Origin of the sequence: Kitasatospora sp. NPDC048545 (genome assembly GCF_040651155.1) — a bacterium.
GTDB lineage: Bacteria > Actinomycetota > Actinomycetes > Streptomycetales > Streptomycetaceae > Kitasatospora.
Window position 1 is genome coordinate 1 of record NZ_JBEZIQ010000091.1, and the last position, 26547, is coordinate 26547.

The following is a 26547-nucleotide window of genomic DNA, read 5'->3' on the forward strand; positions in this document are numbered from 1 at the left end:
CCGGATGACAGGGAAACCGTCATGTCCGGTTCGGCGGGAGGCCGCGCGGAAAAGGACCTGCCAGTCAGGCACCTCGCCGCGCGGCCGACCCAACCCCCTGGCTGGGACGGTGCAGACGATTGGCACGGTACTACGAGCGCAAGACCGCGCGCGCCGAGGCAATGATCAAGGTCGCCGTGATCCGCGCGGGACCGGCGGCACCGCCCGGACCACGGGGGTCGGCCCGGGAGGCGCTGCCGGTCCCGCCGCACACCCCTCCCCCGCCGGGAGGGCGGTGATCCGGAGGGCAGTGATCCGGGGGCGGTCAGCGCGAGGCGGACGCGCGGTCCAGGAAGCGCCGCACCCCGTCCCGTACGCCCTCGGTCGGTACGGTCGCCGCGAAGGCGGCCGCCTCCACCGCGAGCCCCTCGTCGATCGGCAGGTTGACGCCCCGGGTCACCGCCCGCAGGCAGGCGGCCACGGCGGTGGGGGCGTGCCGGATGATCCGCTCGGCCATATCCCGTGCGGTGTCCAGCAGTTCACCTGCCGGGACGGCCGAGTTGACCAGGCCGAGTGCGGCGGCGTGCGCGGCCGGGACCGGATCGCCGGTGAGGATCATCTCCAGGCCGCGCTTGCGGCCGACGTGCCGGGGCAGCCGCTGCGAGCCTCCGAAGGGCGGCGGGAAGCCGAGCGAGATCTCGGGCTTGGCGAAGGTCGCGTGCTCGGCGGCGACGGCCAGTGGTGCGGCCTCGGTGATCTCGCAACCACCGCCGTACGCCAGGCCGTTGACGGCCACGATGACCGGCTTGGGGAACTCCTCGATCCGCCGGGTGAGGGCGTGGCCGCGCCGGACGAACTCGCGCAGCGCCCGCTCGGGCCCGTCGGCGATGCTGGCCGCAAGGGACGGGATGTCGGCACCCGCGCTGAACGCCCGCTGTCCGGCGCCGGTGAGGATCACGGCGCGGACGGTGTCGTCGGCGTCGATGCGGTCGAGCTCGGCGAGCAGCGCGTCGATCGTCGGGTAGTCGAGGGCGTTGAGCTTCTCCTCGCGGTCGATGGTGAGGGTGACGACGTGCTGGTCCCGCTCGCTGCGGATGGTCATGGGCGCGCGCTCCGTTCCCGGCCTCGTTCCAGGCCGCGCTTCCGGCCTCGTTCCGGGCCTCGGTCCCGGCGTCCCCGCCGGACGTGTCGAGACTAGGAACACCCGCCCATGACAATCCAGTTATTGTCCTGGATACATCCCCATCCGCGTGCCCCCGGAACGGCAGGTGACCCGTGCGACCGCCCTCCTACAAGGCCATCGTCGACGAGTACGCGACGGCGATCCGCTCCGGCGCGCTCCCGGCGGGCACCCGGCTGCCGACCCACCGCACCCTCGCCCGCGAACGGCGTGTCGCCCTCGCCACCGCCACCCGGGCCTACGCCGAACTGGCCTCCGCCGGACTGGCGGTGGGCGAGCAGGGCCGGGGTACCTTCGTCCGGGTCCGCTCCGGCTACGACGGCATCGAGCCCTCCCGCGCGCTCCCGGTGCCCCGGGTGGCGGACCTCTCCTTCAACCAGCCGCTCGCTCCCGACCAGGGCGACCTGCTGCGGCAGGCCCTGCGCGCCCTGGCCTCCTCCGGCGACGCCGAGGCCCTGCTGCGCCAGCACCCGCCGGGCGGCCACCGGCACGACCGGGCGGCCGTCGCCACGTACCTCCTGGACCGCGGGGTCGACACGGCCCCGGAGAACGTGCTGCTCACCAACGGGGCACAGCAGGCGCTTGACTGCGTGTTGCGCACCCTGACCCGCCCCGGGGACGTCCTGGCGGTGGATGCCCTCGGCTACCCCGGCATCAAGCTGCTCGCCGCCGCGCACGGGCTCGACCTGGCGCCCGTCGCGGTCACCCCCGCGGGCCCGGACCTCGACGCGCTGGACCGGCTCTGCCGCGCCCGCCCGGTGCGGGCGGTGTACACCATGCCGACCGTCCACAACCCGCTCGGCTGGGTCCTCGACCGGGCGCAGCGCGAACGCCTGGTCGGGGTGGCCGCCCGGCACGGCTGCACGCTGATCGAGGACGGGACGTACGCCTTCCTGGAGGCCGCGCCGCCCCCGCCGCTGCACGCCCTCGCGCCCGAACGCACCTGTTACGTCGCCGGGCTGTCCAAGAACGTGGCGCCGGGACTGCGGTTCGGCTTCGCCGTCCTGCCCGACCGCCTGGTGCGGGCCGCGACGACGCAGCTGCGCACGGCGGCCTGGGGCGCGCCCGGCCTGATCACCGCCCTCGCCACCGGCTGGCTCGCGGACGGCACGGTGGCCCGCCTGGAGCGGGAGCGGCGCACGGACGCCGTCGCCCGTCAGGCCGTCGCCCGTACGGCCCTCGCCGGGCTGACCACCACCGCCCACCCCGGCTCGTACGTCGTCTGGCTCACCCTCGAACCCCACCAGCGGCCCGACCGGGTGGCGGCCGCGCTCGCGGCCGAGGGCATCCTGGTCTCCACCGCCGACGCCTTCGCGACCACGCGCCACCACCCCGGCGCCCTCCGGCTCGCGCTCGCCACGCCCCCGCTCGCCGACCTCCCCGCCGCACTCGGCCGACTGCGCGCAACCCTCGACGCCATCGCGCCGTAGCGCCATAAGCACCCGCCCTCGCCCACGCAACCCGGCCCAGAAAATCAGTAGACCGATCGACATATTCTTCTCGATCGCCCACCACCCGACTTCCTACGCGTAGCCCCGCCCTTACCCTCAGCAAATCAGTAGACCGGTCGGCATATTTACCCGTAGGCAACGCACGAGTCCGCGCCCGCGCCCGCGCCCGCGCCCGCGCCCGCAGCCGGCCGGCCCGACTTCCTACTCCTCCCGCTCCGCCGCCTCTTCCCCGGCCGCCGCCCGTCCGAAGCGGGTGCTCCAGTCCGCCAGCAGCGTCCGCAGCCCGGGAGGGCCGACCACCTCGAAGTCGGCGCCCAGCGACCCCAGCGCCATGGCGGGCCAGTCGAGGGAGTCGGCGGTCATCAGGAGCCGACAGCGGCCGGGCGTGACGGGCTCGACCGTGCCCCAGCGGCCGACCCGGTCCCGGACGCGGTCGGCGGGCGCGTCGACCAGCACCTCGACCCGGTGCGGGCGGGGCACGCCGTTGAGGCCGGCGCGGACGAACTCCGCGGCGTCGGCGGCCGGGAGGGTGCGCGGGGCGAAGCGGGCGCCGCTGCCCTGGGGGGCGGTCAGCCGGTCGAGGCGGAAGGTGCGCCAGTCGGCGCGGTCGAGGTCGTACGCGACGAGGTACCAGCGGCGGTCGAGGCAGACCAACCGGTGCGGTTCGACGTGCCGTTCCGTTCCGCGGCCGTCGGCGGCCGTGTAGGCGAACCGCACCCGTTCGCCGTCGCGGCAGGAGAGCGCCACCACGGTGAGGACGTCCGGGTCGACCCCGGCCGCGGCCCTGCTGCCCCAGTCGACCGGGACGGTCACCGCGCGCAGCGCCTCCACCCGGCGGCGCAGCCGGGCCGGCATCACCTGGGCGACCTTGGCCAGCACCCGCACCGAGGCCTCGGCGACGCCCTCGACCGGGCTCTCGGCCGCCGCCTGCAGGCCCACCGCGAGGGCCACCGCCTCCTCGTCGTCGATGACCAGCGGCGGCAGTGCCGCGCCCGCCGCCAGTTGGTAGCCGCCGTCGACGCCGCGCTGCGCCTCGACGGGATAGCCGAGTTCGCGCAGCCGGTCGATGTCGCGGCGCAGGGTGCGCACGGAGACGCCGAGCCGGTCGGCCAGTTCGTCGCCGGGCCAGTACCGGTGGGTCTGGAGGAGGGAGAGCAGTCGCAGCGTCCGGGTGCTGGTGTTCGCCATGCCTCCGATTCTCCCCGGGATTCAGGACAGGAAGTGGCCGCAATGGTCCGTACCGTTGTTCTTGTCCGAGAGAGCAGGAACCGAACGGAAGGCCAGGACCATGACCACCACCAACGCCGCGAGCAGCGTCACCTCCGCGACCGCCGACGCCGTGCCGGCCTCCGTCACCGGCGAGCGCGCGGACTTCCTGGAGGCCCTGGCGAAGCACCGCTACTTCCTGCGCTTCACCACCCGCGACCTCACCGACGAGCAGGCCGGCCTGCGGACCACGGCGAGCGCGCTGTGCGTGGGCGGCCTGATCAAGCACGTCACCTCGATGGAACGGCTCTGGGTGGACTTCATCCTGGAGGGCACGTCCGCGATGCCCGACTTCACCACCTGGACCGAGGCGGACCTCGCCCGCCGGGCCGACGAGTACCGCATGCTGCCCGGGGAGACGCTGGCCGGTGTCCTGGCCGCGTACGAGGAGGTGGCGCGCCGGACGGACGAGGTGGTGGCGGCGCTCCCCGACCTTGACGCCGCCCACCCGCTGCCGAAGGCTCCCTGGTTCCAGGCCGACGCCTCGTGGTCGGCCCGCCGGGTGCTGCTGCACGTCGTCGCCGAGACCTCCCAGCATGCGGGCCACGCCGACATCATCCGCGAGGCCCTGGACGGGGCGAGGACGATGGGCTGAGCCGGACGGCGGGGCGGGCTCACGAAGCCGGACGCCGAGACCCGGAAGCCGGACCGGCGCACCTGCAAGCCCGGCCGCCGAACCGTCGTCAGGCCGCCGAGCCGTCGTCAGGCCGGCCCGACCAGCGTGAAGCCGGCCCCTTCGACCGCACCGCGCACCGCCGCCTCGTCCAGCGGCTGCGCGGAGGCGACGGTGACCCGCCCGCCCGCCGCGTCGGCGACGACGTCGGTGACGCCCGGCAGCGCGGAGAGCCCGGCACTGACCGTCCGCTCGCAGTGGCCGCAACTCATCCCGTCGACGGCGAAGACGGTGGTGACGGTGGTGACGGTGGTGACGGTGGTGGCGGTGGTGGCGGGCGTGACGGTGACAGTGGTGGTGGTGGACATGGCGGTGCCTCCCGTGGCATTCCGGTGGGACGGACCGACCCGGGTTCGCTCCACGGCTCGATCGGCACCACCACACCCGATTCCGGCACCCCGGCCCCAGGGACACGCCGCACGGGTGACACCATCGAGCGGTTCCGGGAACCGGCCGGGCCGCGCGTCCGACAGGGGCCCGGACCCGCCCGGCGGGCGCCCGCTGAACCCCCGCCGCGCGCGGGGCCGTTTCCCTTGGTAGCACCCGTCGCCCGACCGGGCCCCGCTGGTCTCCGGTCGCCGATTCTCCGCCTGGAGCCGCACCACCATGTCCACGCCCGCCCGGATACCCGCCCGCCGGCTCCTCCCCCGCAAGCCCTGGCAGGGCGTGCTCGCGTTCGCACTGGCCGCCGCCCTGGCGGCGGGCCTGCTGTGGTGGCAGCCGTGGAGCGACCGCAAGCACGGCCCGGCCCCGCTCGCGTTCACCACCGCGCCCGGCGGCTCGGCCCGGTTCGGCACCGGCGAGCACCTGTACCGCTACAAGGTGCGGGTGGAGAACGGGATCGCGGAGAGTCCGGCGCAGTTCGCCGCCGAGGTGGACGCGGTCCTCGGCGACGTCCGGCACGGCTGGGCCGCCGGCGGCACGGCCTCCTTCCAGCGGGTGGCCGCCGACCCGGTGGACTTCACCGTGTACCTGGCCACCCCGCAGTCCACCGACCGGATCTGCGGGCAGTACGGGCTGGACACCGGCGGCTGGGTGAACTGCGGCGTCACCCACCAGGTGGTGATCAACCTCAAGCGCTGGACCGAGCTGTCCGAGTTCTACCAGGGCAAGCCCGAGCTCTACCACGCGCTGGCGGTCAATCACGAGGTCGGCCACATCCTCGGCAACGGCCACGTCGACTGCCCGGAACCGGGCGCCCCGGCGCCGGTGATGATGCAGCAGATCAAGGGGCTGCACGGCTGCGTGCCCAACGGCTGGCCCTACTCCGACGCCGGCGCCCTGCTCACCGGTCCGTCCGTCGTGGCCCCCAGCAGCGCCCCCTGACACGACGGCGCCCACCCCCGTACCGGACCCGCCTCCCGAAACACGGATAATCCTGGTCGGACCGGACGCCGCCCGCACCGCGCGCCCGGTCCCCGCCGTGTGCGTACGCGGCACAGGTGGCGGAGGAGCGCGGCGGAGTACCGTCGCGGTCGAGCGTGGTGGACAACGTGGAGGACGAACGGTGAACGGTGTGCCCGGCGGGGAGAACCTGGACTGGCCGGTGCTGCTGGCCGCCGCGGAGACGGCCGCCCGGGCGACCACGGGCCGGGGCAAGGTCGCCGACTACATCCCGGCCCTCGCCACCGCCGACCCGGAGTCCTTCGGCATGGCCGTCGCCACCGTCGACGGGGAGCTGCACGGCGTCGGGGACTGGGAGCAGCCGTTCTCGGTCCAGAGCGTGTCCAAGCTGTTCTCGCTGGCGCTCGCGGTCGCCTACGGCGGTGACACGCTCTGGCGGGGCGTCGGCCGCGAACCGTCCGGGAATCCCTTCAACTCCCTGGTGCAGCTGGAGACCGAGCACGGCATCCCGCGCAACCCGTTCATCAACGCGGGCGCCCTGGTGGTGACCGACCGCCTGCAGACCATGACCGGCGACGCCTCCGGCGCGGTCCGGGAGTTCCTGCGCCGCGAGTCCGGCAACCCCGGGCTGGACACCGATCCGGCGGTCGCCGCCTCCGAGGCCGAGCACGGGCACCGCAACGCGGCGCTGGCCCACTTCATCGCCAGCCACGGGAACCTGGAGAACCCGGTCGAGACCGTCCTGGAGCACTACTACGCCCACTGCGCGCTCACCACGAGCTGCCGCGACCTGGTCCTGGCCGGTTCCTTCCTCGCCCGGTACGGCGTGCGCGCCGACGGCACCCACCTGATGTCCCGCAGCGAGGCCAAGCGCATCAACGCCGTCCTGCTCACCTGCGGCACCTACGACGCCGCGGGCGAGTTCGCCTTCCGCGTCGGCCTCCCGGGCAAGAGCGGCGTCGGCGGCGGCATCCTCGCCATACTCCCGGGCCGCGCGGCCGTCTGCGCCTGGGGGCCGCGCCTGGACCAGGCCGGCAACTCCGTCGCCGCGGTCACCGCCCTGGACACCCTGACCACCCTGTCCGGCTGTTCGGTCTTCTAGGCGCCCTCCCGGCACGCTTCCGGGAGCCCTTCCCGGCACGCCCGGAGCCGGCCGCCCGACGCCCGGGCCCGAGCCCCGGCACCCGTCGACCCCGGGCATCCGTCGGTCTGGGCACCCGTCGGCCCGGAGCCGCCCCGGGCCCCGGTCGTCCGCACGACGACCGGGGCCCGGGGTGACGGGGGCAGTGACGGCTACTCCACCGTCACGCTCTTCGCCAGGTTGCGCGGCTTGTCCACGTCGCGGCCGAGGGCGACGGCGGCGTGGTAGGCGAGCAGCTGCAGCGGGATGTTGAGCAGCAGCGGGTCCAGCTCGGGCTCGCTCTTGGGGACCACGATGCAGTGGTCCGCGAGCTTCTCCTCCGGGCGGCGGTGCGCGACGGCGATGACGCGCCCCGACCGGGCCTTGATCTCGCCCAGCGTGGTCAGGTTCTTGTCCAGCAGCTCGTCGTCCGGGACGACGGCCACGGTGGGCAGTTCGGGGCTGATCAGCGCCAGCGGGCCGTGCTTGAGCTCGCTCGCCGGGTAGGCCTCGGCGTGCACGTAGGAGATCTCCTTGAGCTTCTGCGCGCCCTCCCGGGCCACCGGGTAGGCGCGCACCCGCCCGATGAACATCATGCCCGCCGACTCGGCGTACTCGGCGGCGAGTTCGGCGATGGCCTCGCTCTGGTCCAGCACCTCGCGGATCTGGTCGGGCAGTGCCTGCAGGGCCGAGACGATCCGGCGCCCGTCGGCGGGCGAGAGGTCGTGGATGCGGCCGAAGTGCAGGGCGAGCAGCGCGAAGGCGACGACGGTGGAGGTGAACGCCTTGGTGGAGGCGACCGAGACCTCCGGGCCGGCGTGCAGGTAGATGCCGCCGTCGCACTCGCGGGCGATGGCGCTGCCCACGGTGTTGACGACGCCGAGCACCCGGCCGCCCTTGCGCTTGATCTCCTGGACGGCGGCCAGCGTGTCGTAGGTCTCGCCGGACTGGCTGACCGCGACGTACAGGGTGTCCGCCTCGATCACCGGGTTGCGGTAGCGGAACTCCGAGGCCGGTTCGCTGTGCGCGGGGATCCGGGACAGCTCCTCGATCAGCTGCGCGCCCATCTCGCCCGCGTAGTAGGCGGATCCGCAGCCGAGGATCTTGACCCGGCGGATCTCGCGCAGCTCCCGGGCGTCCAGGTTGAGGCCGCCGAGGTGTGCGGTGGCGAAGCGCTCGTCGAGCCGGCCGCTGAGCGTGCGCTCGACCGAGCCGGGCTGCTCGTGGATCTCCTTGAGCAGGTAGTGCTCGTAGCCGGCGGTGTCGAAGGAGTCGATCTCCCAGTCCACGGTGGACGGCTGACGGTGGGTGGTGCGGGCGTCGGCGGTGAAGGTGCGGAAGCCGTCGGCCCGGACGGTGGCCAGTTCACCGTCCTCCAGGTGGACGACCTGGCGGGTGTAGCGGACCAGCGCGGAGACGTCGGAGGCGGCGAACATCTCCTTCTCGCCGATGCCGAGCACGATCGGGCTGCCGTTGCGGGCGACCACGATGCGGTCGGGCTGCTCGGCGTCGAGCACGGCGATGCCGTAGGTGCCGACCACCCGGCCGAGCGCGGCGCGGACCGCGTCCTCCAGCTCGACGCCCTCGGTGAGGTGCGCGGCGATCAGGTGGGAGAGCACCTCGGTGTCGGTCTCGGAGCGGAACACGGCGCCGTCGGCGGTCAGCTTGGCGCGCAGTTCGTCGGCGTTCTCGATGATGCCGTTGTGGACGACGGCGACCCGCTCGGCGTTGTCCAGGTGCGGGTGGGCGTTGGCGTCGCTGGGAACGCCGTGGGTGGCCCAGCGGGTGTGGCCGATGCCGGTGGTGCCCTTGAAGCGGGCCGGCACGTCGGCGGCGAGGTCGGCGACCCGGCCCTTCACCTTGCGCAGCTTGATGCCGCCGCCGCGGCCGGTGACGGCGACGCCCGCCGAGTCGTAGCCCCGGTACTCGAGCCGGGCCAGCCCCTCCAGCAGGAAGGGGGTGGCGTCCTTGGGGCCGATGTAGGCCACGATTCCGCACATGCGTGGACTCCTCGTTGGTAGTGGCGTGGGTGGAGCGGGTGGAGCGGGTGGAGCGGGTGGAGCGGGTGGGGCGGGTGGATCGCGTGCAGCGGGCGGGACGGGCGACGGCGCTCAGCCGTAGACGATCCGCCGCAGCTGGCGGGCCGAGAGCTCCGGCGCCGAGACCCGGCGCTGTGGGAGCTCCTCGGCGAGCCGGGCGAAGATCCGCTCGTTGGTCAGACCGCGTGCCTGCAGCTCGGTGTGGCGGCGGCGCACGTACTCCTCGGTGCTCTCGGAGAAGTACGCCAGCACTTCCGCCACGACCTGCGCCGCCTCCCGGGGCCCGAGCGGGCTGGTCCGGGTCAGGTGGGCGAGGAGGTCTTCGTGAGGGTGGGGTGAGCTCGGCACGAGTGTGCAGCCTAGGCCGGTCCGGCCGCCGAAGCCAAGATTTCTGCCCGAAATCGGGCAGACATGACGACCTTTGGCCCAAGCCCGCCCCGCATCCACTCCCGGCGGCCGCCCCGACCACCGTTCGTTCGCCTTCGGCCGAACCCTTGAACCGCCACCGGCTCCACACGTAGCGTGATCCCCTGAACACGAAGCGGAAGACCGGAGGCTTGCTGATGTGCGGCATCACCGGATGGGTCGCCTTCGACCGCGACCTCACCGCCGAACCGGGGGACCGGGCCGTCCTCGACGCGATGACGGCCACCCAGCTCTGCCGAGGCCCGGACGCCGGCGGCGCCGTCCTCGAACCGCACGCCGCGATCGGCCACCGCCGCCTCGCGGTGATCGACGTCGAGGGCGGCACCCAGCCGATGAGGGTGGAGCGGGACGGCCGGCTGCTGGCCGCGCTCACCTACAGCGGCGAGGTCTACAACCACCGCGAGCTGCGCGCGGAACTGGAGGCGGCCGGGCACCGCTTCCGCACCCGCAGCGACACCGAGGTCGTGCTGCACGCCTACCTGGAGTGGGGCGAGGGCCTGGCCGAGCGGCTCAACGGCATGTTCGCCCTCGCCGTCTGGGACGCCCGGCGCGAGGAACTGCTGCTGGTCCGCGACCGGATGGGCGTCAAACCACTGCACTACCACCGCACCCCGGACGGCGTGGTCTTCGGCTCGGAGCCGAAGGCCCTCTTCGCCCACCCCGCCGTCCGCCCGGTCGTCGACCCGGACGGGCTGCGCGAACTGCTCGGCTACACCCGCACCCCCGGTCTGACGCCGTACCGGGGCATCCACGAGGTCCGGCCGGGGCACGTCGTACGGGTGCGCCGCGAGGGGGTCTCGGTCCGCCGCTACTGGGCGCTGGAGGCGCGCGAGCACCGCGACGGCCTGGCGAACACCGTCGCCACCGTCCGGGCCCTGCTGGACGACATCGTGCACCGCCAGCTCGACGCGGACGTCCCGCTCTGCTCCCTGCTCTCCGGCGGCCTGGACTCCAGCGCCGTCACCGCCCTCGCCGCCCGCGCGCTGCGCGCCGCCGGGGCGGGGCCGCTGCGCTCCTTCTCCGTCGACTTCACCGGCCAGGGCGAGTTCCACGGCAGCGAGGTCCGGGAGACTCCGGACGGCCCGTTCGCCCGGCTGCTCGCCCGGCACGCCGGCACCGACCACAGCGTGATCGAACTGGACGCCGCCGAGCTCGCCGACCCCGCCCGGCGCTCCGCCGCGCTGCGCGCCCGCGACCTGCCGGGCGGCGTCGGCGACATGGACGTCTCGCTGCTGCTGCTCTTCCGCGGCGTGCGCCGACACTCCACGGTCGCGCTGTCCGGGGAGTCCGCGGACGAGCTCTTCGGCGGCTACGGCTGGTTCCACGACCCGCGGACCGTCGCCGCCGAGGACTTCCCCTGGGCCACCGGGCTCACCCGCATCGCCGGCGCGGGCTCCGGCCCGCGCGAGCAGCTGCTCGATGCCGAGCTGCTCCGCAAGCTCGACCTGGAGGGCTACCGCCGGGCCCGCTACCGCGAGGCGATCGCCGAGGTCCCGCACCTGGACGCGGCCGACCCGACGGAGCGCCGGATGCGCGAGATCTCCTACCTCAACCTGACCCGCTTCCTCTGTATCCTGCTCGACCGCAAGGACCGGATGAGCATGGCCAACGGCCTGGAGGTCCGGGTGCCGTACTGCGACCACCGGCTGGTCCAGTACGTCTTCAACACGCCGTGGGCGATGAAGAGCTTCGACGGACGGGAGAAGAGCCTGCTGCGCGCCGCCGTGCGGGACGTGCTGCCCGCGGCGGTCGCCGACCGGGCGAAGAGCCCGTACCCGGTGACCACCGACCCGCACTACTCGGCGCGGCTGCGCGCCGAACTCGGCCGGCTCGCCGCCGCGCGGACGTCCCCGGCGCTCGACCTGCTCGACGGCCGGCGCCTGGCCGACGCGCTCGCCCCGGACACCGACCCGCGCTCCGTCCGCCTCGGCCTGGACCTCGCGCTCGACCTGGACGCCTGGCTGACGGAGTACCGGGTGACGCTGGAGCTCTGACCGCCGGCCCGACGCTCCGTCATCCGTCATCCGTACGGCGCAGCGGCCCGGCCGGGCGGGCCGTTCCGCCGTACGGGTGATCACCGGGAACCATCCCGCCGCCTCCGGGCGTCGCACGGTGCGGTAGCGTCGCCGACACCTCCCGAATGGCGGGCGAAATCGTGGATTCGCGCCCCCGTGCCGTCAGGATGGGAGCGAACCCGTTCACCTCGATCCGCCGGGGGATCCCGTCATGCAGCCGCGAGTCTTCGCGATTCTCACCGCCCTGCTCCTGGGCGTCCTGGGCCTCGGGTCGGTGGCCGTCACCGACTGGTCGCCCGCGGCGGCCACCTCGACCGCGGCGCCCGGCACCCCCGCCGACGGGACCGGCGCCGGTGCCCGGCCGGCCGCGGCGGGCGCCCCGAGCGCCACACCGACCGGCGACCCGGCGGTGTGGACCCGCTCGACGCTGCGCAACAAGCTGATGGCCGAGATGGACGCCACCGACCCCGGCGTCGCCCTCGCCGACCTCGACAAGATCACCAAGGAGAAGCCGTACACGGTGCGCTTCTGCCACCCGATCGCGCACGAGCTCGGCCACGCGGCGGTCAAGCGCTTCAACGCGGACTTCCAGAAGGTCATCTCCTTCCCGCACGAGACCTGCGCGGCCGGCTACCTGCACGGCGCGGTCGAGGAGATGCTCAACGCCTCCACCCAGCCCGAGGTGGACCTGCTCAAGCTCTGCCAGCCCAAGAACAGCGGCCCCTGCATCCACGGCGTCGGCCACGGCACGATGTTCGTCGCCAAGCAGGACGTCGCCAAGGCCCGCGACCTGTGCAACAAGTTCCCCACCGACCAGAACCGGATCCGCTGCTCCGAGGGCCTGTTCATGCAGCTCTTCGGCCCGGACGAGGAGGACGAGCAGGCCAAGGCCAACCTGCCCGCCGACAAGCTCGCCCAGGACCCGCTGTACCCCTGCAAGGACCAGCCGTCCCTGTTCCAGTCGGCCTGCTACTTCTACGCGCCGACCTTCTACCTCTCCTCGCACGACTACCCGAACCACCCCGAGGTCTACGCCGACGCCCTCAAGTGGTGCCTCAACGGCAAGGCCAGTGGCGGCGCGGTGGACTGCAGCCGGGGTGTGGGCTCGCGGACCATGAAGTACAACCTGGACCGCGAGGACTGGGCCGCCCAGCAGTGCGCGACCGCCGCCGACGGCTGGCAGCGCAAGGCCTGCGCCGAGGGCCTGGTCAGCTACTACACGGTCAACTACACCGACGCCGGTGCGGCCGGGCGGCTCTGCGCCAAGATCACCAACAAGGAGATGCAGGGCTACTGCCGCTCGGCGAGCGGCCTGTCGGCCTCGCTGGACTGACCCCGGCCGGCCCGGGACCGCCGGGGCCGGATCGGCGGTCTCGGCAGGTCTCGGCAGGAGGGCCCGCGCCGCACGGCGCGGGCCCTTTGCGTAGGATCACCCGACCATCGCCTGATCAGGGTGCGCCGAGGACGCCGCGCCTGCCCTCCCCGGCCCCCTGGAGTGTCCCGCATGGCCACCGACGACTTCCGCGCCGCCGCCCGCGCCACCGCCGACCTGGTCTCCGACTACCTCACCGAGCTGCCCGACCGCCCGGTCTGGCAGCCCATGGACGAGGCCGCCCGCGACGCCCTGCTCGACGCCCCGCTGCCCGCCGAGGGCCGCCCGCTCGCCGAGCTGGTCGACGCCATCGGGCGCGAGGTGATGCCGTACCCCATGGGCAACGGCAACCCGCGCTTCTTCGGCTGGGTGAACTCCGCCCCCGCCCCCGCCGGGGTGCTCGCCAGCCTCGCCGCCTCCGCGATGAACCCCAGCTCGGCCGGCGGCGACCACGCCGACGTCCACCTGGAGCGCGCCGCCGTCCGCTGGATCGCCGAGCTCGTCGGCTTCCCGCACCCGGCCGGCGGCGGGCTGCTCACCTCCGGCACCTCGATGGCGACCATCGTCTGCCTCGCCGCCGCCCGCGACCGCGCCGCCCGGCGGGCCGGCCTGGACGTCCGGGAGGACGGCCTGGCGGGCCTGCCCCCGCTGGTCGGCTACGTCACCGGCGAGACCCACTCCTGCGTCCGCAAGGCCGCCGAACTCCTCGGCCTCGGCAGCAAGCACCTGCGCACCGTCGCCACCGGCCCGGACGGCCGCCTGGACACCGCCGAGCTGCGCGCGGCCGTCGAACGCGACCGGGCGGACGGGCTGCTGCCCTTCCTGGTCGTCGCCTCGGCCGGCACCGTCGGCACCGGCGCGGTCGACGCGTTCGACCCGATCGCCGACCTGTGCGAGGAGCAGCGCCTCTGGCTGCACGTGGACGGCGCGTACGGCGCCTTCGGCCGGCTCGACCCCGCTGTCGCCCACCGCTACGCCGGCCTGGAGCGCGCCGACTCGCTCGCCCTCGACCCGCACAAGTGGCTCGGCGTCCCGGTCGACTGCGGCTGCGCCCTGGTCCGCGACACCGAGGGACTGCGCGCCACCTTCAGCCTCGTCCCGTCCTACCTGCGCGACGAAGCGGCCGGCGCGCTCGGCTGGTTCTCCGAGTACGGCACCGAGCAGACCCGCCCGTTCCGCGCCCTCAAGGTCTGGGCGACCATCGCCCACAAGGGCCGCAGCGGTCTCTCCCGGGACATCGCCCGGTGCACCGCGCTGGCCCGACGCCTCGGTGAACTCGTCGAGGCCGACGCCGAGTTGGAGCTGCTTGCCGAGGTCCAGACCTCCATCGTGGCGTTCCGCCACCGCGCCCCCGGCCGGGACGCCGCCGCCCGCGACGCCCTCAACCGTGAGCTGCCAGTCGCCGTCCAGGAACGCGGCCGGGTCTTCGTCACCGGTGCCCGGCTGGGCGGGGCGGAAATGCTCCGCGCCTGCCTCCTCAACGCCACGACGACGGAGGACGACCTGCACCTGCTGCTCGCCGAGGTCAGGGCCGCGGCCGCCGAGCTGCTGCCGTAACACTCCCCGGCAGACCTTAACCCGCAGGTCACGGCCGGTTCGCGGACGGGAAACACCGGTCCGGCACGGTGAAGGTCATGGAGCACTCGAAGCCCTCCCTCCGCCGTGCCCACCGCTGGCGCCGCGACACCGTCGAGCTCGCCGCCGTCTTCCTCTCCGTCACCGCCGCCGACCTCGTCGCCAAGCTCGTCGTCGACGGCCCGGACGGCCCGGTCGTCCTGGGCACCTCCGCGCTCGCCCTGCTCGCCACCGCACTGCTCCACACCTGGTGGTCCCCGCACGCCCCGCCGCCGACGACCCTGTGGCGGGTCCGCACCACGGCGCTCGCCCACACCCCCGCGGCCCTCGCCGACCACCGGATCACCCTGCTCTCCCTCCACCCCGAAGAGCTCTTCCTCCGCACCGAACGCTCGGTGACCCCGGCCGCCCTGACGACGCTGCTGACCACCACCGGCCACACCGTCGAGGCCCCGCCGACCCGGATCGCCTGAACCCGGCCGCGGACACCCGGCCGGGCGGACCCAGTCCGGGCATCGCCCGTCAGGCCGGCCCGGGGTCGTTGGGGTGCGGTTCGAGCGGGGTCACCACCGCAGTCATCCACGGCCACAGCGGAAGGCTGCCGAGCACCTCCGCCCGCAGCCGGGTCTCGTCGGCGGCCCGCCAGACGCCGATGCTGCGCCGTTCGCCGACCGGGCGCCACAGCCGCGCCAGGTGGCCGGTGGCGGCCAGCTCGCGGGCCCGGACGGCCTCGGCGGCGCGCCGCCGGTCGACCTCCTCCTCGGCGGTGCCCTCGGGAATGACGGTGGTGATCTCCACCAGGAACTCGTGCACGGACCCGCTCCCTTCTCGACCCGGCCCCTCCCCCATCGTCGGCCCGGCACCCGCCCGCCGCCACGACCGACCGGCACCCGGTGGGCCGGTCGGACGAATCCGCGGCCGACCTCCGGCGGTCGCCCGCCGACCGGCAGCGAACCACCCGTGCCGGGCGGGATCCTCCCGGTGGGCGGCCGGACGAGCACCGGCCGCCGCTTCCCCCTCCGCACTCCCGGGAGTACCGCCATGCACCGCACCACCGAGGCCGACGAGACGATCCTGCGCGGCGTCCTGGACGACTGGAGGGCCGCCGTCGACCGGCACCTCCCCGACCGGGTCGCCGCCCTGTTCACCGAGGACGCGATCTTCCAGGGCCTGCACCCCTACAGCGTCGGCCGCCCCGGCGTCGCCGCCTACTACGCCGCCCAGCCCCCCGGCATGACCGCCGACTACCGCGTCCTGGAGACCAGGCGCCCCGCCGCCGACCTCGTCCTGGGGTACCTGGGCGTCGACTTCGCCTTCACCGACCGGCCGACCCTCACCGTCCACCTCGGCGTCCTGCTGCAACGCACCGAGCAGGGCTGGGCCATCGCCCACTACCAGGTCTCCCCCACGACCGCCTGACCCCGGACGGGCCCGGGCAGGAAGACCACCGGATGACACGGCGCCGGATGCGCACGCGGCCTCCGGGCCTCCGGGCCGCCGGCGGCGGGGGCCCGGGGGCTCACCCGCCGCCGGCGCCGGACCTCCGGCGGGGTCAGCCCTTGGCGGCGGGCTTCACCACGCACACCGCGTTGCCGAGCATCGAGCCGAAGCCGCCCAGCAGGGCACTGGTGACGGACTTGCAGGCAGCCGCCTCCTCGGGTGTCTTGGGGCCGTTGTCGCCGGAGGAGGAGGTGACCGTGGAGGAGGTCACGGCGGCGGCGGGCTGGGCGAGGGCGAGCGGGGCCACGAGGAGCAGCGCGCACCACGCGGCGGCCCGTACGGACGTCCGGACCGGCTTCTTCACTGACATGGGGAACCCCTTCGGATCGGCATGGGATCGGCGGAAAGCCGAGCCATCCCTATCCGAAGGGGTTCCCCCGCTCACGGATCCTGGGCCATCCGTGGGTGTGTCCCGCCGAGCGCGATCACCCAGCGGTCACTCCTCCGTCACTTCGCGGTCCGCTCCACCGCCCGGATCGCGGCGGCCAGTTCCGCCACCCCGTGCTCCTTCAGCACGCCGTAGTGGTCCGCGGTCAGCTCGACCACGGCCGGCGGGGCGGCGGAGTAGCCGCTGCTGCCCTCGACGAAGGAGTAGTCGTCGCCCGCGGCCTTGAAGATGGTCACCGGGGCGTCCAGCCGCCGCTCGGCCAGCTCGCGGAAGCTGTACTCGAACTCGTAGGTCTCGCCGACGATGCCGGTGATCCGGCGGATCAGCTCCTCGTCCAGTTCCGGCAGCATCCGGTGCACGGAGGCGACGAAGCCGTCCTCGTCCGCCGCCGAGGCCAGGCAGCGTTCCAGGTCGGGGCCGCTGATCCGGCCGGTGAACACCCCGAACAGGATGGTCACGTACGCGGGGTTGGCGTACGAGGCCTCACGGCCCCAGCGACGGCCACCGTCCTGACGCACCTTCGGGTTGCCGGGGCAGATCAGCAGCAGGTTCTCCACCCGCTCGCCGGCCTGCTCCAGCTGCCAGGCGGCCTCGAAGGCGACCCGGGCGCCGAAGGAGAAGCCCCACAGCGTGTACGGGCCCTCGGGCTGGACCCGGCGCAGCTCGGCGACGTCCGCGGCGGCCGTCTCCCGGATGGTCGGGTACGGCGTCTCGCCCTCGTTGATGCCGTGTGCCTGGATGCCGTAGAAGGCACGGCCGTCGCGCGCCTCCCGGCCGAGCAGGCGCAGGTTCATCGGGTAGCCGCCCAGGCCGGGCCAGCAGAACACCGGCCGGCCGGACCCGCCCGGGTGCAGCGGGATCAGCCGCGAGCCGGGGGCCCCGGCGTCGCCGCCGGCGCCGGCGGTCCCGCCGCGGGCCTGCTCGATGCGTGCAGCCAGGTCGCCCAGCTTCGGGCACTGGAACAGCACCTGCAGCGGCAGCGCGGTGCCGAACTCCCGGTTGATCCGGTTGACCAGGGCCACGGCGATCAGCGAGTTGCCGCCGGCGGCGAAGAACTCGTCCGCCACCGAGACGTCCTCGTAGCCGAGGGCCCGCCCCCAGGCCTCGGCCAGCCACCGTTCCTGCGCGGTGCCCGGGGCGACGTACTCGCTGCGGACCCCGGCCGTGCGGACGGCGTCGGAGGCGGCGAGGGCCTTGAGGTCGACCTTGCCGTTCGCGGTGAGCGGCAGGGCGTCGACGACCAGCACCCGGTTGGGGAGCATGTAGTCGGGCAGCAGGGTGGCCAGTTCGTCCTTGATGATCTCGGCTGGGCCCTTCATGTGCACGGCGTCCTCCTGCATGCCCTCGCTGCGGATCTGCTCCTCGCTCACCTTGCCGCCGAGGAAGAAGTACGACGGGCCGGTGGCGATGCCGCGGTCGGTGAGGATCTCGTCGATGCGGCGTGCGGCGGGCAGCGGGTGGCCGGACCGGGAGCTGTAACCGGAGGACATGAAGCCCAGGCCCAGGCCGTTGCGCTGCAGGTGGTGCAGCCTGGTGCCGAGCGCGACGTACTGCAGCCACGCCTCCTCGGCCCGGCTGACGGCGGTGATGCCGAACGCGGCCCGGGCATGGACGGCCTGGTTGATCGCGATCACGTGCCGGGACTCCACCACCGCGTCCGAGATCCGGGCCGGCTCGCCGTCGGCGCACCGGTAGAGCCCTCCGGGCAGGCCCTCCACCCGGCCCTCGTGGACCTGGAGGTAGAGCTCGGTGCTCTCGGCGCGGGCCGTGCCGTCGTTGCGGACGACCGCGAACCCGCCCAGGTAGTGGTCCTCCTCGGCGACGTCCAGCCGTTCCTTGACCGACGGGTCGAGGCCGAGCGGCCGCACGTCCAGCCCGTACTCGGGCAGCACCTCCTCGAAGACGCCCAGCATGTGGCCGGTCTCGAACTCCAGCACCTCGCGGATGTTGTTCTTGTACACCGGCTCGATGGCGCCGTGCCGGCCGGAGAAGTGCAGTGTCAGGTAGGCCTCCTCGCGGGCCTCGGCGGGCCCGATCCGGACCAGGACGTGGTCGACCGGGTGGTAGTAGTACAGCCCGGCCGCGAGCCCGTCCAGGCCGCCGGTCTCCAGGTACAGCTGGGTCGCGTACAGCGCGCCCGGCGAGGCGTAGGCGTACTTGGGCAGCAGCCGCTCCTCGCTGCGGAACTGGCCGAACCAGCGCAGGACACGGCCGAGTTCGGGGAAGCTCAGCAGTTCCAGGTCCCGGCCGAAGGCGCCGGCCGGGCGCGGGGCGAGCAGCGCGGTGAGGTCCTCGCGGGTGACCGGACCGCCGTCGTAAAAGCGGTAGGTCTTGCGGGCGAAGGTCTCCCGGCGCTGGGTCTCGCTCTCGCGCCGCCCGGGCAGTTCGACCCGCTCGCGGCCGGCCGGCCCGGCCGGTTCGCGCAGGCCGGGGTCGGAGAGCTGTGCCTTGACCTGGAGTTTGCTGGCCTTGGACTGGTGGTGGCCGCCGTGGCTGCCCTGGTCCATCAGGGCGGCCTCGCGCGGGTTGAGCTCGACGCAGGCGACCAGGTTCGGGTGGCCGGTGCGCTCGTCGTCGGTGACGACCGCGGCCGAGCGGCGCACCCAGGTGTGCTCCTCGATCGCGCGGGCTATCTCGTCCAGCTCGACCCGGTAGCCGCGCAGCTTGACCTGGTTGTCGACCCGGCCGGCGAACTGGAGGGTGCCGTCCGGGTTCCACTGCGCGAGGTCGCCGGTGCGGTACAGCCGTTCGCCGGGCGCGAACGGGGAGGGGACGAACCGCTCCTCGGTCAGCTCAGGGCGGTGCAGGTAGCCGCGGGCCAGCTGGACGCCGCCGATGTACAGCTCGCCGACGCCGCCGGCCTCGACCGGCACCAGCCGCTCGTCCAGGACGTGGCACCGGGTGCCGTCGACCGGCCGGCCGATCGGCACCGAACCGGCGCCGTCGTCGAGCCCGGCCGGGTCGACCAGGTGCGCGGTGGCGTTGATGGTGCACTCGGTCGGGCCGTACAGGTTGACCAGCGAGACCCCGGGCAGCGCCCGGCCGAGGTCGCGGGCGAGCCGCCGGGAGAGCGCCTCGCCGCCGGAGAACAGCCGGGCCAGGCCGGTGCAGTCGGTGAAGCCCTCGGTGTCCAGCAGCGCCCGCAGCAGGGTGGGCACGCACTGCAGCGCGGTCACGCCGTGCCGCCGCACGGCGGCGACCAGCGCCTCCGGGTCGCGGTGGAGACCGGGCGTGCCGGCCACCACGCGGGCGCCGACGGCCGGGGCGAGGATCTCCCACTGGGCGGCGTCGAAACTCATCGGGGTCTTCTGCAGCACGCTGACCCCGGGGTCGAGGTGCCCGGCGGCGAGCAGCCAGCGCAGCTGGGAGACCACCGCGCGGTGCTCGATCATCACGCCCTTGGGGCGGCCGGTGGAGCCGGAGGTGTAGATCACGTAGGCCAGCGACTCCGGCCGGGCCTCCTCGGCGTCGGCCTCCTCGGCCGCGCCCTGGCCGGCCGGGACATCGCCGGCGGGGGCGTCGGCGGCGGGGGCGTTCTCGACGGTGACGACCGCCGTCCCGGCCGGGGCCAGCCCGGCCAGCCTTTGGCGCAGGTGCTCCTGGGTGAGCACGATGCGGGTGCCACTGTCCTCGATCATGTAGCGGATCCGGTCCTCGGGGTACTCGGGCGACAGCGGCAGGTAGCCGGCCCCGGCGTACAGGACGCCCCACGCGCCGGCGACCAGCTCGACCGACGGCTCGGCGTACAGGCCGACGCAGGTGTCGGTGCCGGCGCCCAGGCGGCGCAGCTCGGCGGCCAGCCGACGGGCGGTCGCCGACAGCTCCAGGAAGGTGAGGCCGGCGCCCTCGCCGAGGACGGCCGGGGCGTCGGGCCGGGTGCTCGCCTGCCGGTCGAGCAAACCTGTGAGCGCGGTGCCGACCGGTGCGCGGCGGGCGTGCGGGACGGCGGCGGTGGCGTTGGTGGTGGCGGCGGTGGCGTTGGTGGTGGCGGCGGCGGACGGGGTGATGCGCATGGCAATGGCCTTCGGTACTCGGGGGGAGGGGTCCCGGCGGCCTGTTCACCAGGAGCGCCGGGCACGGGATCCACCGTCGGCCGCCCGCCGTCCCGCCCGCCTGAGGCAGCGGTCCGGACCTGTGCCGCGTCCGCCCCCGGACCGGGGCCCCTGCCGTCCCGGACCCCGCGTCCGGCCGTCCCGGCCCGGCCCCGGCCCGGCCCCGGTCGGTCCCGGTCGGTCTCGGTCGGTCTCGGGCACGCCCGGGCATTCGGCCGTTCACGATCACGTAACCGAACGGAAGCGAAGCGTGGGTAGCGTCGGCCGCATGACGGCACCGCGCACTCGCCCCGAACGGCTCTGGCACCGGCCCTTCCGCAGGTCCGACCGCAGGTGCGTGGTGCCCGAGGGGCAGACCGTCCGGCTGCCCGTGCTCACCGACGGCCCGTCCCGGGTCGCCCGGCCGCACCCGCGCCCCGAGCCCGGCCGGCACCACCCGGCCCCGGAGGCGCCGTCCCGGCTGTCCCTGCCGGACGGGACCGGGCTCCTGCTGCGCCCGGCCGGCCCGGCCGACAAGGCGGCGGCCCTGGCGATGCACGGCCGCTGCTCCCCCGCCGCGCTGCGGCTGCGCTACCACGGTCCGGTCCGCGACGCCGACCGCTACCTCGACCACCTGCTGAACCCCCGGCACGGCCACAGCCTCGTCGTGACCGCCCCGGACGGGCGGGTCCTCGCCCTCGGGCACCTGATGTGGGACGACGGCGAGGCGGAGCTGGCCGTCCTGGTCGAGGACGGCTGGCAGCGCCGCGGGCTGGGCCTGGCGCTGCTGCGCCGACTGGTGGTGGCGGCCCGGGCGGCCGGGATCGGCACGGTGTACGCGGTGACCCAGTGCGCCAACGCCGGCCTGATCGCCGCGATGCGCCGGCTCGGTGCGCCGCTGGACTTCCGGGCCGAGGACGGCACCCTGGTGATCACCGCCGCCCTGGGCTCCGGCGGCCCGGGAACCGGCGGCCCCGGAGCCGACGGCCCGGGCGCCCGCGCCCACCATCCGGGCCGCTGATCATTTCTTCACCAGATCCTCACCGGGAACCCGGGGACAGCCGCCGAGCGTCATCAACCAGTGCAGGCTCCGTCCGTACACCGCCCTCCTTGACGGCCCGTCAGCAGGCCCCGCCACCGCGTCGCAGCAGGCGGCGCGGGGTCCGGATCGTCCGGCCGGGCGACGGAGTCGGTAGGCTGACCCCCGTCCCCGCCGCCCGACGGCCCGTTATCCGGTCCCGGGCGGTGCCGCAGCAAGGAGGAACCACTGAGCATGGCAGGCACCGAATCGGAGCCCACAGGCGCACGCGACGCCTCGCTGCCGGCCCGCGCCAAGATCGCGGTCACGGCCGGCCGGGTCGCCGCCGCCGTGTCGCGCAAGGCCGGACGCGGGAGCGGCTCGGTGATCGGCGGAAAGGTCGCCCTCAAGCTCGACCCCGACCTGCTCGCCACCCTCGCCGACCACCTCGACGTCGTCCTGGTCAGCGCGACCAACGGCAAGACCACCACCACCCGCCTGATCGCCGAGGCGCTGCGCGCCGCCGGCCCGGTGGTCTCCAACGCCCTCGGCGCGAACATGCCGGCCGGCATCACCTCCGCCCTGGCGGGCGGCACGGAGGCCCGCTTCGGCGTCATCGAGGTCGACGAGAAGTACCTGGCGACGGTCGCCCGCGACACCCGCCCCAAGGCGATCGCCCTGCTCAACCTCTCCCGCGACCAGCTCGACCGCGCCGCCGAGACCCGGATGATGGCCGAGAAGTGGCGCGAGGGCCTGCAGGACACCGAGGCCGTGGTCATCGCCAACGCCGACGACCCGCTGGTGACCTGGGCCGCCTCCTCCTGCAAGAAGGTGGTCTGGGTGGCCGCCGGACAGGCGTGGAAGGAGGACGCCTGGTCCTGCCCCGCCTGCGGCGGTGTCATGCAGCGCCCCGGTGACGACTGGTTCTGCCAGGAGTGCGGCTTCCGCCGCCCCAACCCGCACTGGGCGCTCCAGGGCACCCACGTGATCGACCCGCAGCGCGGTGCCTGGCCGATCCAGCTGCAGCTGCCCGGCCGGGCCAACCTGGCCAACGCCACCAGCTCGGCCGCCGTCGCCGCCGTGTTCGGCGTCTCCCCCCAGGTCGCCCTGGAGCGGATGCGCTCGGTGACCGCCGTGGCCGGCCGCTACGACGTGGTCCAGTACCAGGGCCGGGACATCCGGCTGCTGCTGGCCAAGAACCCGGCCGGCTGGCTGGAGACCTTCTCGCTGATCGACGGCCCGCCCGCCCCGGTGATCCTCTCCGTCAACGCCCTCGACGCCGACGGCACCGACACCTCCTGGCTGTGGGACGTCGACTACGAGCGCCTCGCCGGGCACCCGGTGTTCGTGATGGGCCAGCGCAAGCTGGACCTGGCCGTCCGCCTGGAGGTCGCCGGGCTGCAGTTCCACGTGGTGGACACCCTGGAGCAGGCCGTCCGGATGGCGCCGCCCGGCCGGATCGAGGCCATCGCCAACTACACCGCCTTCCAGCAGCTGCGGAAGGTCGTGGCCGGCTGATGCCGCGCCCGCACACCAGTCTTTTCGTGACGGAAGGCCTTCGAGGATGAGTGAGAGCAGCCTGCGCGTGGTCTGGGTCTACCCGGACCTGCTCAGCACCTACGGCGACCGCGGCAACGCCCTGGTCGTGGAGCGCCGGGCCCGCCAGCGCCATCTCAACGTGACCCGGATCGACGTCCGCTCCGACCAGGCGATCCCCACCAGCGGGGACATCTACCTGATCGGCGGCGGCGAGGACCGCCCGCAGCGACTGGCCGCCGAGCGGCTGCGCGCCGACAGCGGCCTGGTGCGGGCCGCCGAGAACGGCGCGATCATCTTCGGCGTCTGCGCGGGCTTCCAGATCATGGGCCACGAGTTCATCAACGACCTGGGCGAGCGCGAGCCGGGCCTGGGCCTGCTCGACGTCTGGACCGCGCGCGGCGAGGGCGCCCGCTGCGTCGGCGACGTGCTCGCCGACGTCGACCCCCGGCTCGGCCTGCCGCAGCTGACGGGCTTCGAGAACCACCAGGGCGTCACCCACCTCGGCCAGGGCGTCCAGCCCTTCGCCACGGTCAGCGTCGGCCGCGGCAACGGCACCGGTGACGGCACCGAGGGCGCCTGGCGGGACACCGTCTTCGGTACCTACCTGCACGGCCCCGTGCTGGCGCGCAACCCCGCCGTGGCCGACATGCTGATCAAGCTGGCGCTGGACGTCAACGCCCTGCCGCCGGCCGACACCACCTGGTACGACGCGTTGCGCGCCGAGCGCATCGCGGCCGCGACGCGCCCCGCGTAGTACGCCGGTACGCCCCGGCCGGGTGCCCGCGATGCGGTCACCCGGCCCGCGGGCGGCCCCGGACGTACGACAATGGGGCTGCCTACTGCACACCCTCCTCGGCAGCAGGCTTCACTTCCGCGCGGGGGCGCCGACGGCGCCGCTCCCGCGTCGGCTCCTGCCCGGCCGGACCAGGGGCCGTATGCTCGACTTCACGGCCGTTTCCGGATGATCTGTCCGGATCAGCCGGTCCTTCACCCCACGGCCGCCTCCCCGCCGCCCCGGCGCGGGGGCACCCCGTTGCGGTGACGGCTCGTCGTCCCAGCCTGTGGTCCGGCCGTTCCTCGGTTCTGCTCGGGAGTTGCAAAGCTAATGCGTATCGGAGTGCTGACCAGCGGCGGTGACTGCCCCGGACTGAACGCGGTGATCCGTTCCGTGGTCCACCGCGGGGTGGTCGACCACGGCGACGAGATCATCGGGTTCGAGGACGGGTGGCGCGGGTTCCTGGAGGGCCACCACCGCCCCCTGACCCTGGACTCGGTGAGCGGCATCCTGGCCCAGGGCGGCACCATCCTCGGTTCCTCCCGGGTCCAGCCCAGCCACCTGCGGGACGGCGTCGAGCGGGCCAAGAAGTACTGCTCGGACCTCGGCCTGGACGCGGTCATCCCGATCGGCGGCGAAGGCACCCTGAAGGCCGCCAAGCTGATGAGCGACGCGGGCCTGCCGATCGTCGGCGTGCCGAAGACCATCGACAACGACATCGCCGCCACCGACGTGACCTTCGGCTTCGACACCGCCGTCTCGGTCGCCACCGAGGCGCTGGACCGGCTGAAGACCACCGCCGAGTCCCACCAGCGGGTCATGGTCGTCGAGGTCATGGGCCGGCACACCGGCTGGATCGCGCTCAACGCGGGCATGGCGGCCGGCGCGCACGCCATCGTCGTCCCCGAGCGCCCGTTCCACATCGACCAGCTCACCGCCGTCGTCCGCGAACGCTTCGACCGTCAGAAGAAGTTCGCCATCGTGGTCTGCGCCGAGGGCGCCAAGCCCGAGGCCGGCACCATGCACTGGGAGGAGGGCAGCAAGGACATCTACGGCCACGAGCGCTTCACCGGGATCGCCACCCAGCTCTCCCGCGAGCTGGAGCACCGCCTCGGCAAGGAGGCCCGCCCGGTCATCCTCGGCCACACCCAGCGCGGCGGCACCCCGACCGCCTACGACCGGGTGCTCGCCACCCGCTTCGGCTGGCACGCCGTCGAGGCCGTCCACAAGGGCGCCTTCGGACACATCACCGCGCTGCAGGGCACCAACATCAACCTGGTGCCGCTCGCGGAGGCCGTCGCCGAGCTGAAGACCGTCCCGCAGGACCGCTACCTGGAGGCCGAGACGGTCCTCTGACCGCCCCCCGGTCCACCCGACCGGCCCCGGCCCGCACGAAGGCCCCCGGACCCGCCCTACCGGCCCCCGGGGGCCTTCGCGCATCCGGCGGGCACCCGCGCTCCCCGCCCGCTAGCGTGTCCGCAGACGTGGCCGCCGCACCGGCCGCCGGAGCCGACTCTGGAGGGACCGCGGATGGAGATCCTCGCGTACGGGGTGCAGGCCGACGAACGGCCGCTGCTGGAACAGGCCTTCACGGGCCGGCACGGGCTGCGCTGCCTGGACGTCTTCCTCACCCGGGACACCGCGCCGCTGGCCGCCGGCTACCCGGTCGTCAGCAGCAGCGTCAACGCCGTCCTGGACGCCGCGACGCTCGCGGCGCTCGCCGACGGCGGCACCGAGCTGATCGCCCAACGCTCCACCGGCTTCAACAACATCGACCTCGACGCCGCCGCCGAGCTCGGACTCACCGTCGCCCGGGTCTCCCACTACAGCCCCTACTCCGTCGCCGAACACGCCTGGGCGCTCGCGCTGGCCGTCAACCGCCGCCTCACCCGCGCCGCCACCCGCACCCGCGAGTTCGACTTCCGCCTCGACGGCCTGCTCGGCCGCGACGTCCACGGGATGACCGTCGGCGTGATCGGCACCGGCAAGATCGGCGAGTGCTTCGCCCGGATCGCCGCCGGCTTCGGCACCGAACTGCTCGGCTGGGACATCGCCGAGAACCCGGCCTGCCGCGAACTCGGCATGACCTACACCGAACTTCCCGAACTCCTCAGCCGCGCCGACCTGGTGAGCCTGCACGTGCCCCTGCTGCCGGCCACCCGGCACCTGATCGACGGAGCCGCGCTGGCCCGGATGAAGGACGACGCGATCCTCGTCAACTCCAGCCGCGGCGGCCTCGTCGACAGCGCCGCCCTGGTCGAGACCCTGCGCGCCGGACGGCTGTCCGGCGTCGGACTGGACGTGTACGAGGAAGAGACCGGCCTCTTCTTCACCGACCGCTCCATCGAGGGCATCGCCGACGACGTCCTCGCCCGGCTGGTCACCTTCCCCCAGGTCCTCGTCACCAGCCACCAGGCCTACTTCACCCGCACCGCCGTCGGCCAGATCATCGACGCCACCGCCCGCAACGTCGACGACTTCGCCGCCGGGCGGCGCAACGAGAACACCCTCGTCCCGAAGGACTGACCCCACGGGAAGCGCCCGGCAGCCGGTCCCCGGGATCCTGCGGACGCTTCCCCGGCACCGGTGCCGGTTCATTCACCCTTCGCCGAGGCGGCGCTCCGCGCACCGTGGGCCGGGATCCCCGGGGAGCGGAACACCGGTAGACCGTTTTCCCCTTCGGGCACCCGGATTCCGACAGCCCCTCCCCCGTGGGCACGTGCCGCTCGTCGGATCAGGCCGAACCTCGGGGCCGGACCGATTCCGCACCGAGAATCCGGCACGGTCGGCGGCCTGACAGGGCCGTCCCCCCCCCCCGGCTGAGGGGGGGGCCGGCCGGCCGGCGAGATGGGGAGA

Annotated in this window: 22 protein-coding genes; 14 read left to right on the forward strand and 8 right to left on the reverse strand. The window is 74.2% G+C overall.

What is annotated here, in order from left to right; genetic code table 11:
- Positions 1 to 304: 304 nt before the first annotated feature.
- Positions 305 to 1081 (reverse strand): crotonase/enoyl-CoA hydratase family protein, encoded by a 777-nt coding sequence (locus AB0D10_RS43555; RefSeq protein ID WP_360267770.1) that lies wholly within the window; start codon positions 1079 to 1081, stop codon positions 305 to 307.
- Positions 1082 to 1254: 173 nt separating this feature from the next.
- On the opposite strand from AB0D10_RS43555, the gene AB0D10_RS43560 reads away from it, so the two are divergent.
- Positions 1255 to 2589: a PLP-dependent aminotransferase family protein gene (locus tag AB0D10_RS43560; RefSeq protein ID WP_360267773.1), complete on the forward strand. Its 1335-nt coding sequence runs from the start codon at positions 1255 to 1257 to the stop codon at positions 2587 to 2589.
- Positions 2590 to 2811: 222 nt separating this feature from the next.
- On the opposite strand, the gene AB0D10_RS43565 is transcribed toward AB0D10_RS43560, so the two are convergent.
- Positions 2812 to 3798: a YafY family protein gene (locus AB0D10_RS43565; protein WP_360267775.1), complete on the reverse strand. Its 987-nt coding sequence runs from the start codon at positions 3796 to 3798 to the stop codon at positions 2812 to 2814.
- 100 nt (positions 3799 to 3898) lie between these two features.
- On the opposite strand from AB0D10_RS43565, the gene AB0D10_RS43570 reads away from it, so the two are divergent.
- A complete protein-coding gene (locus tag AB0D10_RS43570; RefSeq protein ID WP_360267778.1) occupies positions 3899 to 4471 on the forward strand; it encodes a DinB family protein in 573 nt (190 codons plus the stop codon).
- 107 nt (positions 4472 to 4578) lie between these two features.
- On the opposite strand, the gene AB0D10_RS43575 is transcribed toward AB0D10_RS43570, so the two are convergent.
- Positions 4579 to 4857 (reverse strand): heavy-metal-associated domain-containing protein, encoded by a 279-nt coding sequence (locus AB0D10_RS43575; RefSeq protein ID WP_360267781.1) that lies wholly within the window; start codon positions 4855 to 4857, stop codon positions 4579 to 4581.
- A 298-nt stretch (positions 4858 to 5155) separates the two neighbouring features.
- Between AB0D10_RS43575 and AB0D10_RS43580 the strand changes: the two genes are divergently transcribed.
- Positions 5156 to 5875, forward strand: a complete 720-nt coding sequence (locus tag AB0D10_RS43580) for a DUF3152 domain-containing protein (protein ID WP_360267784.1) — start codon at positions 5156 to 5158, stop codon at positions 5873 to 5875.
- 220 nt (positions 5876 to 6095) lie between these two features.
- The gene (locus AB0D10_RS43585) at positions 6096 to 6995 is read left to right on the forward strand and encodes a glutaminase (RefSeq protein WP_360267828.1); all 900 of its coding nucleotides are present in this window, start codon (positions 6096 to 6098) and stop codon (positions 6993 to 6995) included.
- Positions 6996 to 7186: 191 nt separating this feature from the next.
- Here AB0D10_RS43585 and glmS read toward each other — a convergent pair whose 3' ends face one another.
- Entirely contained in the window at positions 7187 to 9013 is a 1827-nt protein-coding gene (glmS, locus tag AB0D10_RS43590; RefSeq protein ID WP_360267786.1) for a glutamine--fructose-6-phosphate transaminase (isomerizing), read from the reverse strand.
- Between the two features lie 111 nt (positions 9014 to 9124).
- The gene (locus tag AB0D10_RS43595) at positions 9125 to 9400 is read right to left on the reverse strand and encodes a hypothetical protein (protein ID WP_360267789.1); all 276 of its coding nucleotides are present in this window, start codon (positions 9398 to 9400) and stop codon (positions 9125 to 9127) included.
- 215 nt (positions 9401 to 9615) lie between these two features.
- Between AB0D10_RS43595 and asnB the strand changes: the two genes are divergently transcribed.
- The 4 genes from asnB (at position 9616) to AB0D10_RS43615 (ending at position 14913) form a co-directional block, all read left to right on the forward strand.
- Complete coding sequence (gene asnB, locus AB0D10_RS43600) at positions 9616 to 11472, forward strand: asparagine synthase (glutamine-hydrolyzing) (protein WP_360267792.1); 1857 nt, start codon at positions 9616 to 9618, stop codon at positions 11470 to 11472.
- A gap of 232 nt (positions 11473 to 11704) precedes the next feature.
- Positions 11705 to 12826, forward strand: coding sequence for a hypothetical protein (locus AB0D10_RS43605; RefSeq protein WP_360267794.1), 1122 nt, complete (start codon positions 11705 to 11707; stop codon positions 12824 to 12826).
- Positions 12827 to 12997: 171 nt separating this feature from the next.
- Positions 12998 to 14422, forward strand: a complete 1425-nt coding sequence (locus AB0D10_RS43610; RefSeq protein WP_360267797.1) for a pyridoxal-dependent decarboxylase — start codon at positions 12998 to 13000, stop codon at positions 14420 to 14422.
- A 77-nt stretch (positions 14423 to 14499) separates the two neighbouring features.
- On the forward strand, positions 14500 to 14913 hold the full coding sequence (locus tag AB0D10_RS43615; RefSeq protein ID WP_360267800.1) for a hypothetical protein: 414 nt from the start codon (positions 14500 to 14502) through the stop codon (positions 14911 to 14913).
- Between the two features lie 49 nt (positions 14914 to 14962).
- On the opposite strand, the gene AB0D10_RS43620 is transcribed toward AB0D10_RS43615, so the two are convergent.
- On the reverse strand, positions 14963 to 15253 hold the full coding sequence (locus tag AB0D10_RS43620; protein WP_360267803.1) for a muconolactone Delta-isomerase family protein: 291 nt from the start codon (positions 15251 to 15253) through the stop codon (positions 14963 to 14965).
- Between the two features lie 228 nt (positions 15254 to 15481).
- Between AB0D10_RS43620 and AB0D10_RS43625 the strand changes: the two genes are divergently transcribed.
- The gene (locus AB0D10_RS43625) at positions 15482 to 15859 is read left to right on the forward strand and encodes a nuclear transport factor 2 family protein (RefSeq protein ID WP_360267805.1); all 378 of its coding nucleotides are present in this window, start codon (positions 15482 to 15484) and stop codon (positions 15857 to 15859) included.
- 133 nt (positions 15860 to 15992) lie between these two features.
- On the opposite strand, the gene AB0D10_RS43630 is transcribed toward AB0D10_RS43625, so the two are convergent.
- Both AB0D10_RS43630 and AB0D10_RS43635 read right to left on the reverse strand, forming a co-directional pair.
- Positions 15993 to 16250 carry a hypothetical protein gene (locus tag AB0D10_RS43630; RefSeq protein ID WP_360267808.1) on the reverse strand — a complete coding sequence of 86 codons (258 nt, stop codon included), beginning with the start codon at positions 16248 to 16250 and terminating at the stop codon, positions 15993 to 15995.
- A 137-nt stretch (positions 16251 to 16387) separates the two neighbouring features.
- Entirely contained in the window at positions 16388 to 20341 is a 3954-nt protein-coding gene (locus AB0D10_RS43635; protein WP_360267811.1) for an amino acid adenylation domain-containing protein, read from the reverse strand.
- 307 nt (positions 20342 to 20648) lie between these two features.
- Between AB0D10_RS43635 and AB0D10_RS43640 the strand changes: the two genes are divergently transcribed.
- The 5 genes from AB0D10_RS43640 (at position 20649) to AB0D10_RS43660 (ending at position 26217) form a co-directional block, all read left to right on the forward strand.
- Complete coding sequence (locus AB0D10_RS43640) at positions 20649 to 21380, forward strand: GNAT family N-acetyltransferase (RefSeq protein WP_360267814.1); 732 nt, start codon at positions 20649 to 20651, stop codon at positions 21378 to 21380.
- A gap of 252 nt (positions 21381 to 21632) precedes the next feature.
- Entirely contained in the window at positions 21633 to 22895 is a 1263-nt protein-coding gene (locus AB0D10_RS43645; protein WP_360267817.1) for a MurT ligase domain-containing protein, read from the forward strand.
- Between the two features lie 46 nt (positions 22896 to 22941).
- Entirely contained in the window at positions 22942 to 23670 is a 729-nt protein-coding gene (locus AB0D10_RS43650; protein ID WP_360267820.1) for a glutamine amidotransferase, read from the forward strand.
- A 351-nt stretch (positions 23671 to 24021) separates the two neighbouring features.
- A complete protein-coding gene (locus tag AB0D10_RS43655; protein ID WP_360267822.1) occupies positions 24022 to 25047 on the forward strand; it encodes a 6-phosphofructokinase in 1026 nt (341 codons plus the stop codon).
- Positions 25048 to 25221: 174 nt separating this feature from the next.
- Positions 25222 to 26217, forward strand: coding sequence for a 2-hydroxyacid dehydrogenase (locus AB0D10_RS43660; RefSeq protein WP_360267825.1), 996 nt, complete (start codon positions 25222 to 25224; stop codon positions 26215 to 26217).
- Positions 26218 to 26547 lie beyond the last annotated feature (330 nt).

What these genes read in the sequence shown, in the direction of transcription:
- asnB (WP_360267792.1), top strand. Translation starts at nt 9,616, where the DNA reads ATGTGCGGCATCACCGGATGGGTCGCCTTCGACCGCGACCTCACCGCC.
- AB0D10_RS43575 (WP_360267781.1), bottom strand. Translation starts at nt 4,857, where the DNA reads ATGTCCACCACCACCACTGTCACCGTCACGCCCGCCACCACCGCCACC.
- AB0D10_RS43630 (WP_360267808.1), bottom strand. Translation starts at nt 16,250, where the DNA reads ATGTCAGTGAAGAAGCCGGTCCGGACGTCCGTACGGGCCGCCGCGTGG.
- AB0D10_RS43650 (WP_360267820.1), top strand. Translation starts at nt 22,942, where the DNA reads ATGAGTGAGAGCAGCCTGCGCGTGGTCTGGGTCTACCCGGACCTGCTC.
- AB0D10_RS43565 (WP_360267775.1), bottom strand. Translation starts at nt 3,798, where the DNA reads ATGGCGAACACCAGCACCCGGACGCTGCGACTGCTCTCCCTCCTCCAG.
- AB0D10_RS43635 (WP_360267811.1), bottom strand. Translation starts at nt 20,341, where the DNA reads ATGCGCATCACCCCGTCCGCCGCCGCCACCACCAACGCCACCGCCGCC.
- AB0D10_RS43610 (WP_360267797.1), top strand. Translation starts at nt 12,998, where the DNA reads ATGGCCACCGACGACTTCCGCGCCGCCGCCCGCGCCACCGCCGACCTG.
- AB0D10_RS43615 (WP_360267800.1), top strand. Translation starts at nt 14,500, where the DNA reads ATGGAGCACTCGAAGCCCTCCCTCCGCCGTGCCCACCGCTGGCGCCGC.
- AB0D10_RS43580 (WP_360267784.1), top strand. Translation starts at nt 5,156, where the DNA reads ATGTCCACGCCCGCCCGGATACCCGCCCGCCGGCTCCTCCCCCGCAAG.
- AB0D10_RS43625 (WP_360267805.1), top strand. Translation starts at nt 15,482, where the DNA reads ATGCACCGCACCACCGAGGCCGACGAGACGATCCTGCGCGGCGTCCTG.
- AB0D10_RS43660 (WP_360267825.1), top strand. Translation starts at nt 25,222, where the DNA reads ATGGAGATCCTCGCGTACGGGGTGCAGGCCGACGAACGGCCGCTGCTG.
- glmS (WP_360267786.1), bottom strand. Translation starts at nt 9,013, where the DNA reads ATGTGCGGAATCGTGGCCTACATCGGCCCCAAGGACGCCACCCCCTTC.
- AB0D10_RS43645 (WP_360267817.1), top strand. Translation starts at nt 21,633, where the DNA reads ATGGCAGGCACCGAATCGGAGCCCACAGGCGCACGCGACGCCTCGCTG.
- AB0D10_RS43605 (WP_360267794.1), top strand. Translation starts at nt 11,705, where the DNA reads ATGCAGCCGCGAGTCTTCGCGATTCTCACCGCCCTGCTCCTGGGCGTC.
- AB0D10_RS43570 (WP_360267778.1), top strand. Translation starts at nt 3,899, where the DNA reads ATGACCACCACCAACGCCGCGAGCAGCGTCACCTCCGCGACCGCCGAC.
- AB0D10_RS43555 (WP_360267770.1), bottom strand. Translation starts at nt 1,081, where the DNA reads ATGACCATCCGCAGCGAGCGGGACCAGCACGTCGTCACCCTCACCATC.
- AB0D10_RS43640 (WP_360267814.1), top strand. Translation starts at nt 20,649, where the DNA reads ATGACGGCACCGCGCACTCGCCCCGAACGGCTCTGGCACCGGCCCTTC.
- AB0D10_RS43655 (WP_360267822.1), top strand. Translation starts at nt 24,022, where the DNA reads ATGCGTATCGGAGTGCTGACCAGCGGCGGTGACTGCCCCGGACTGAAC.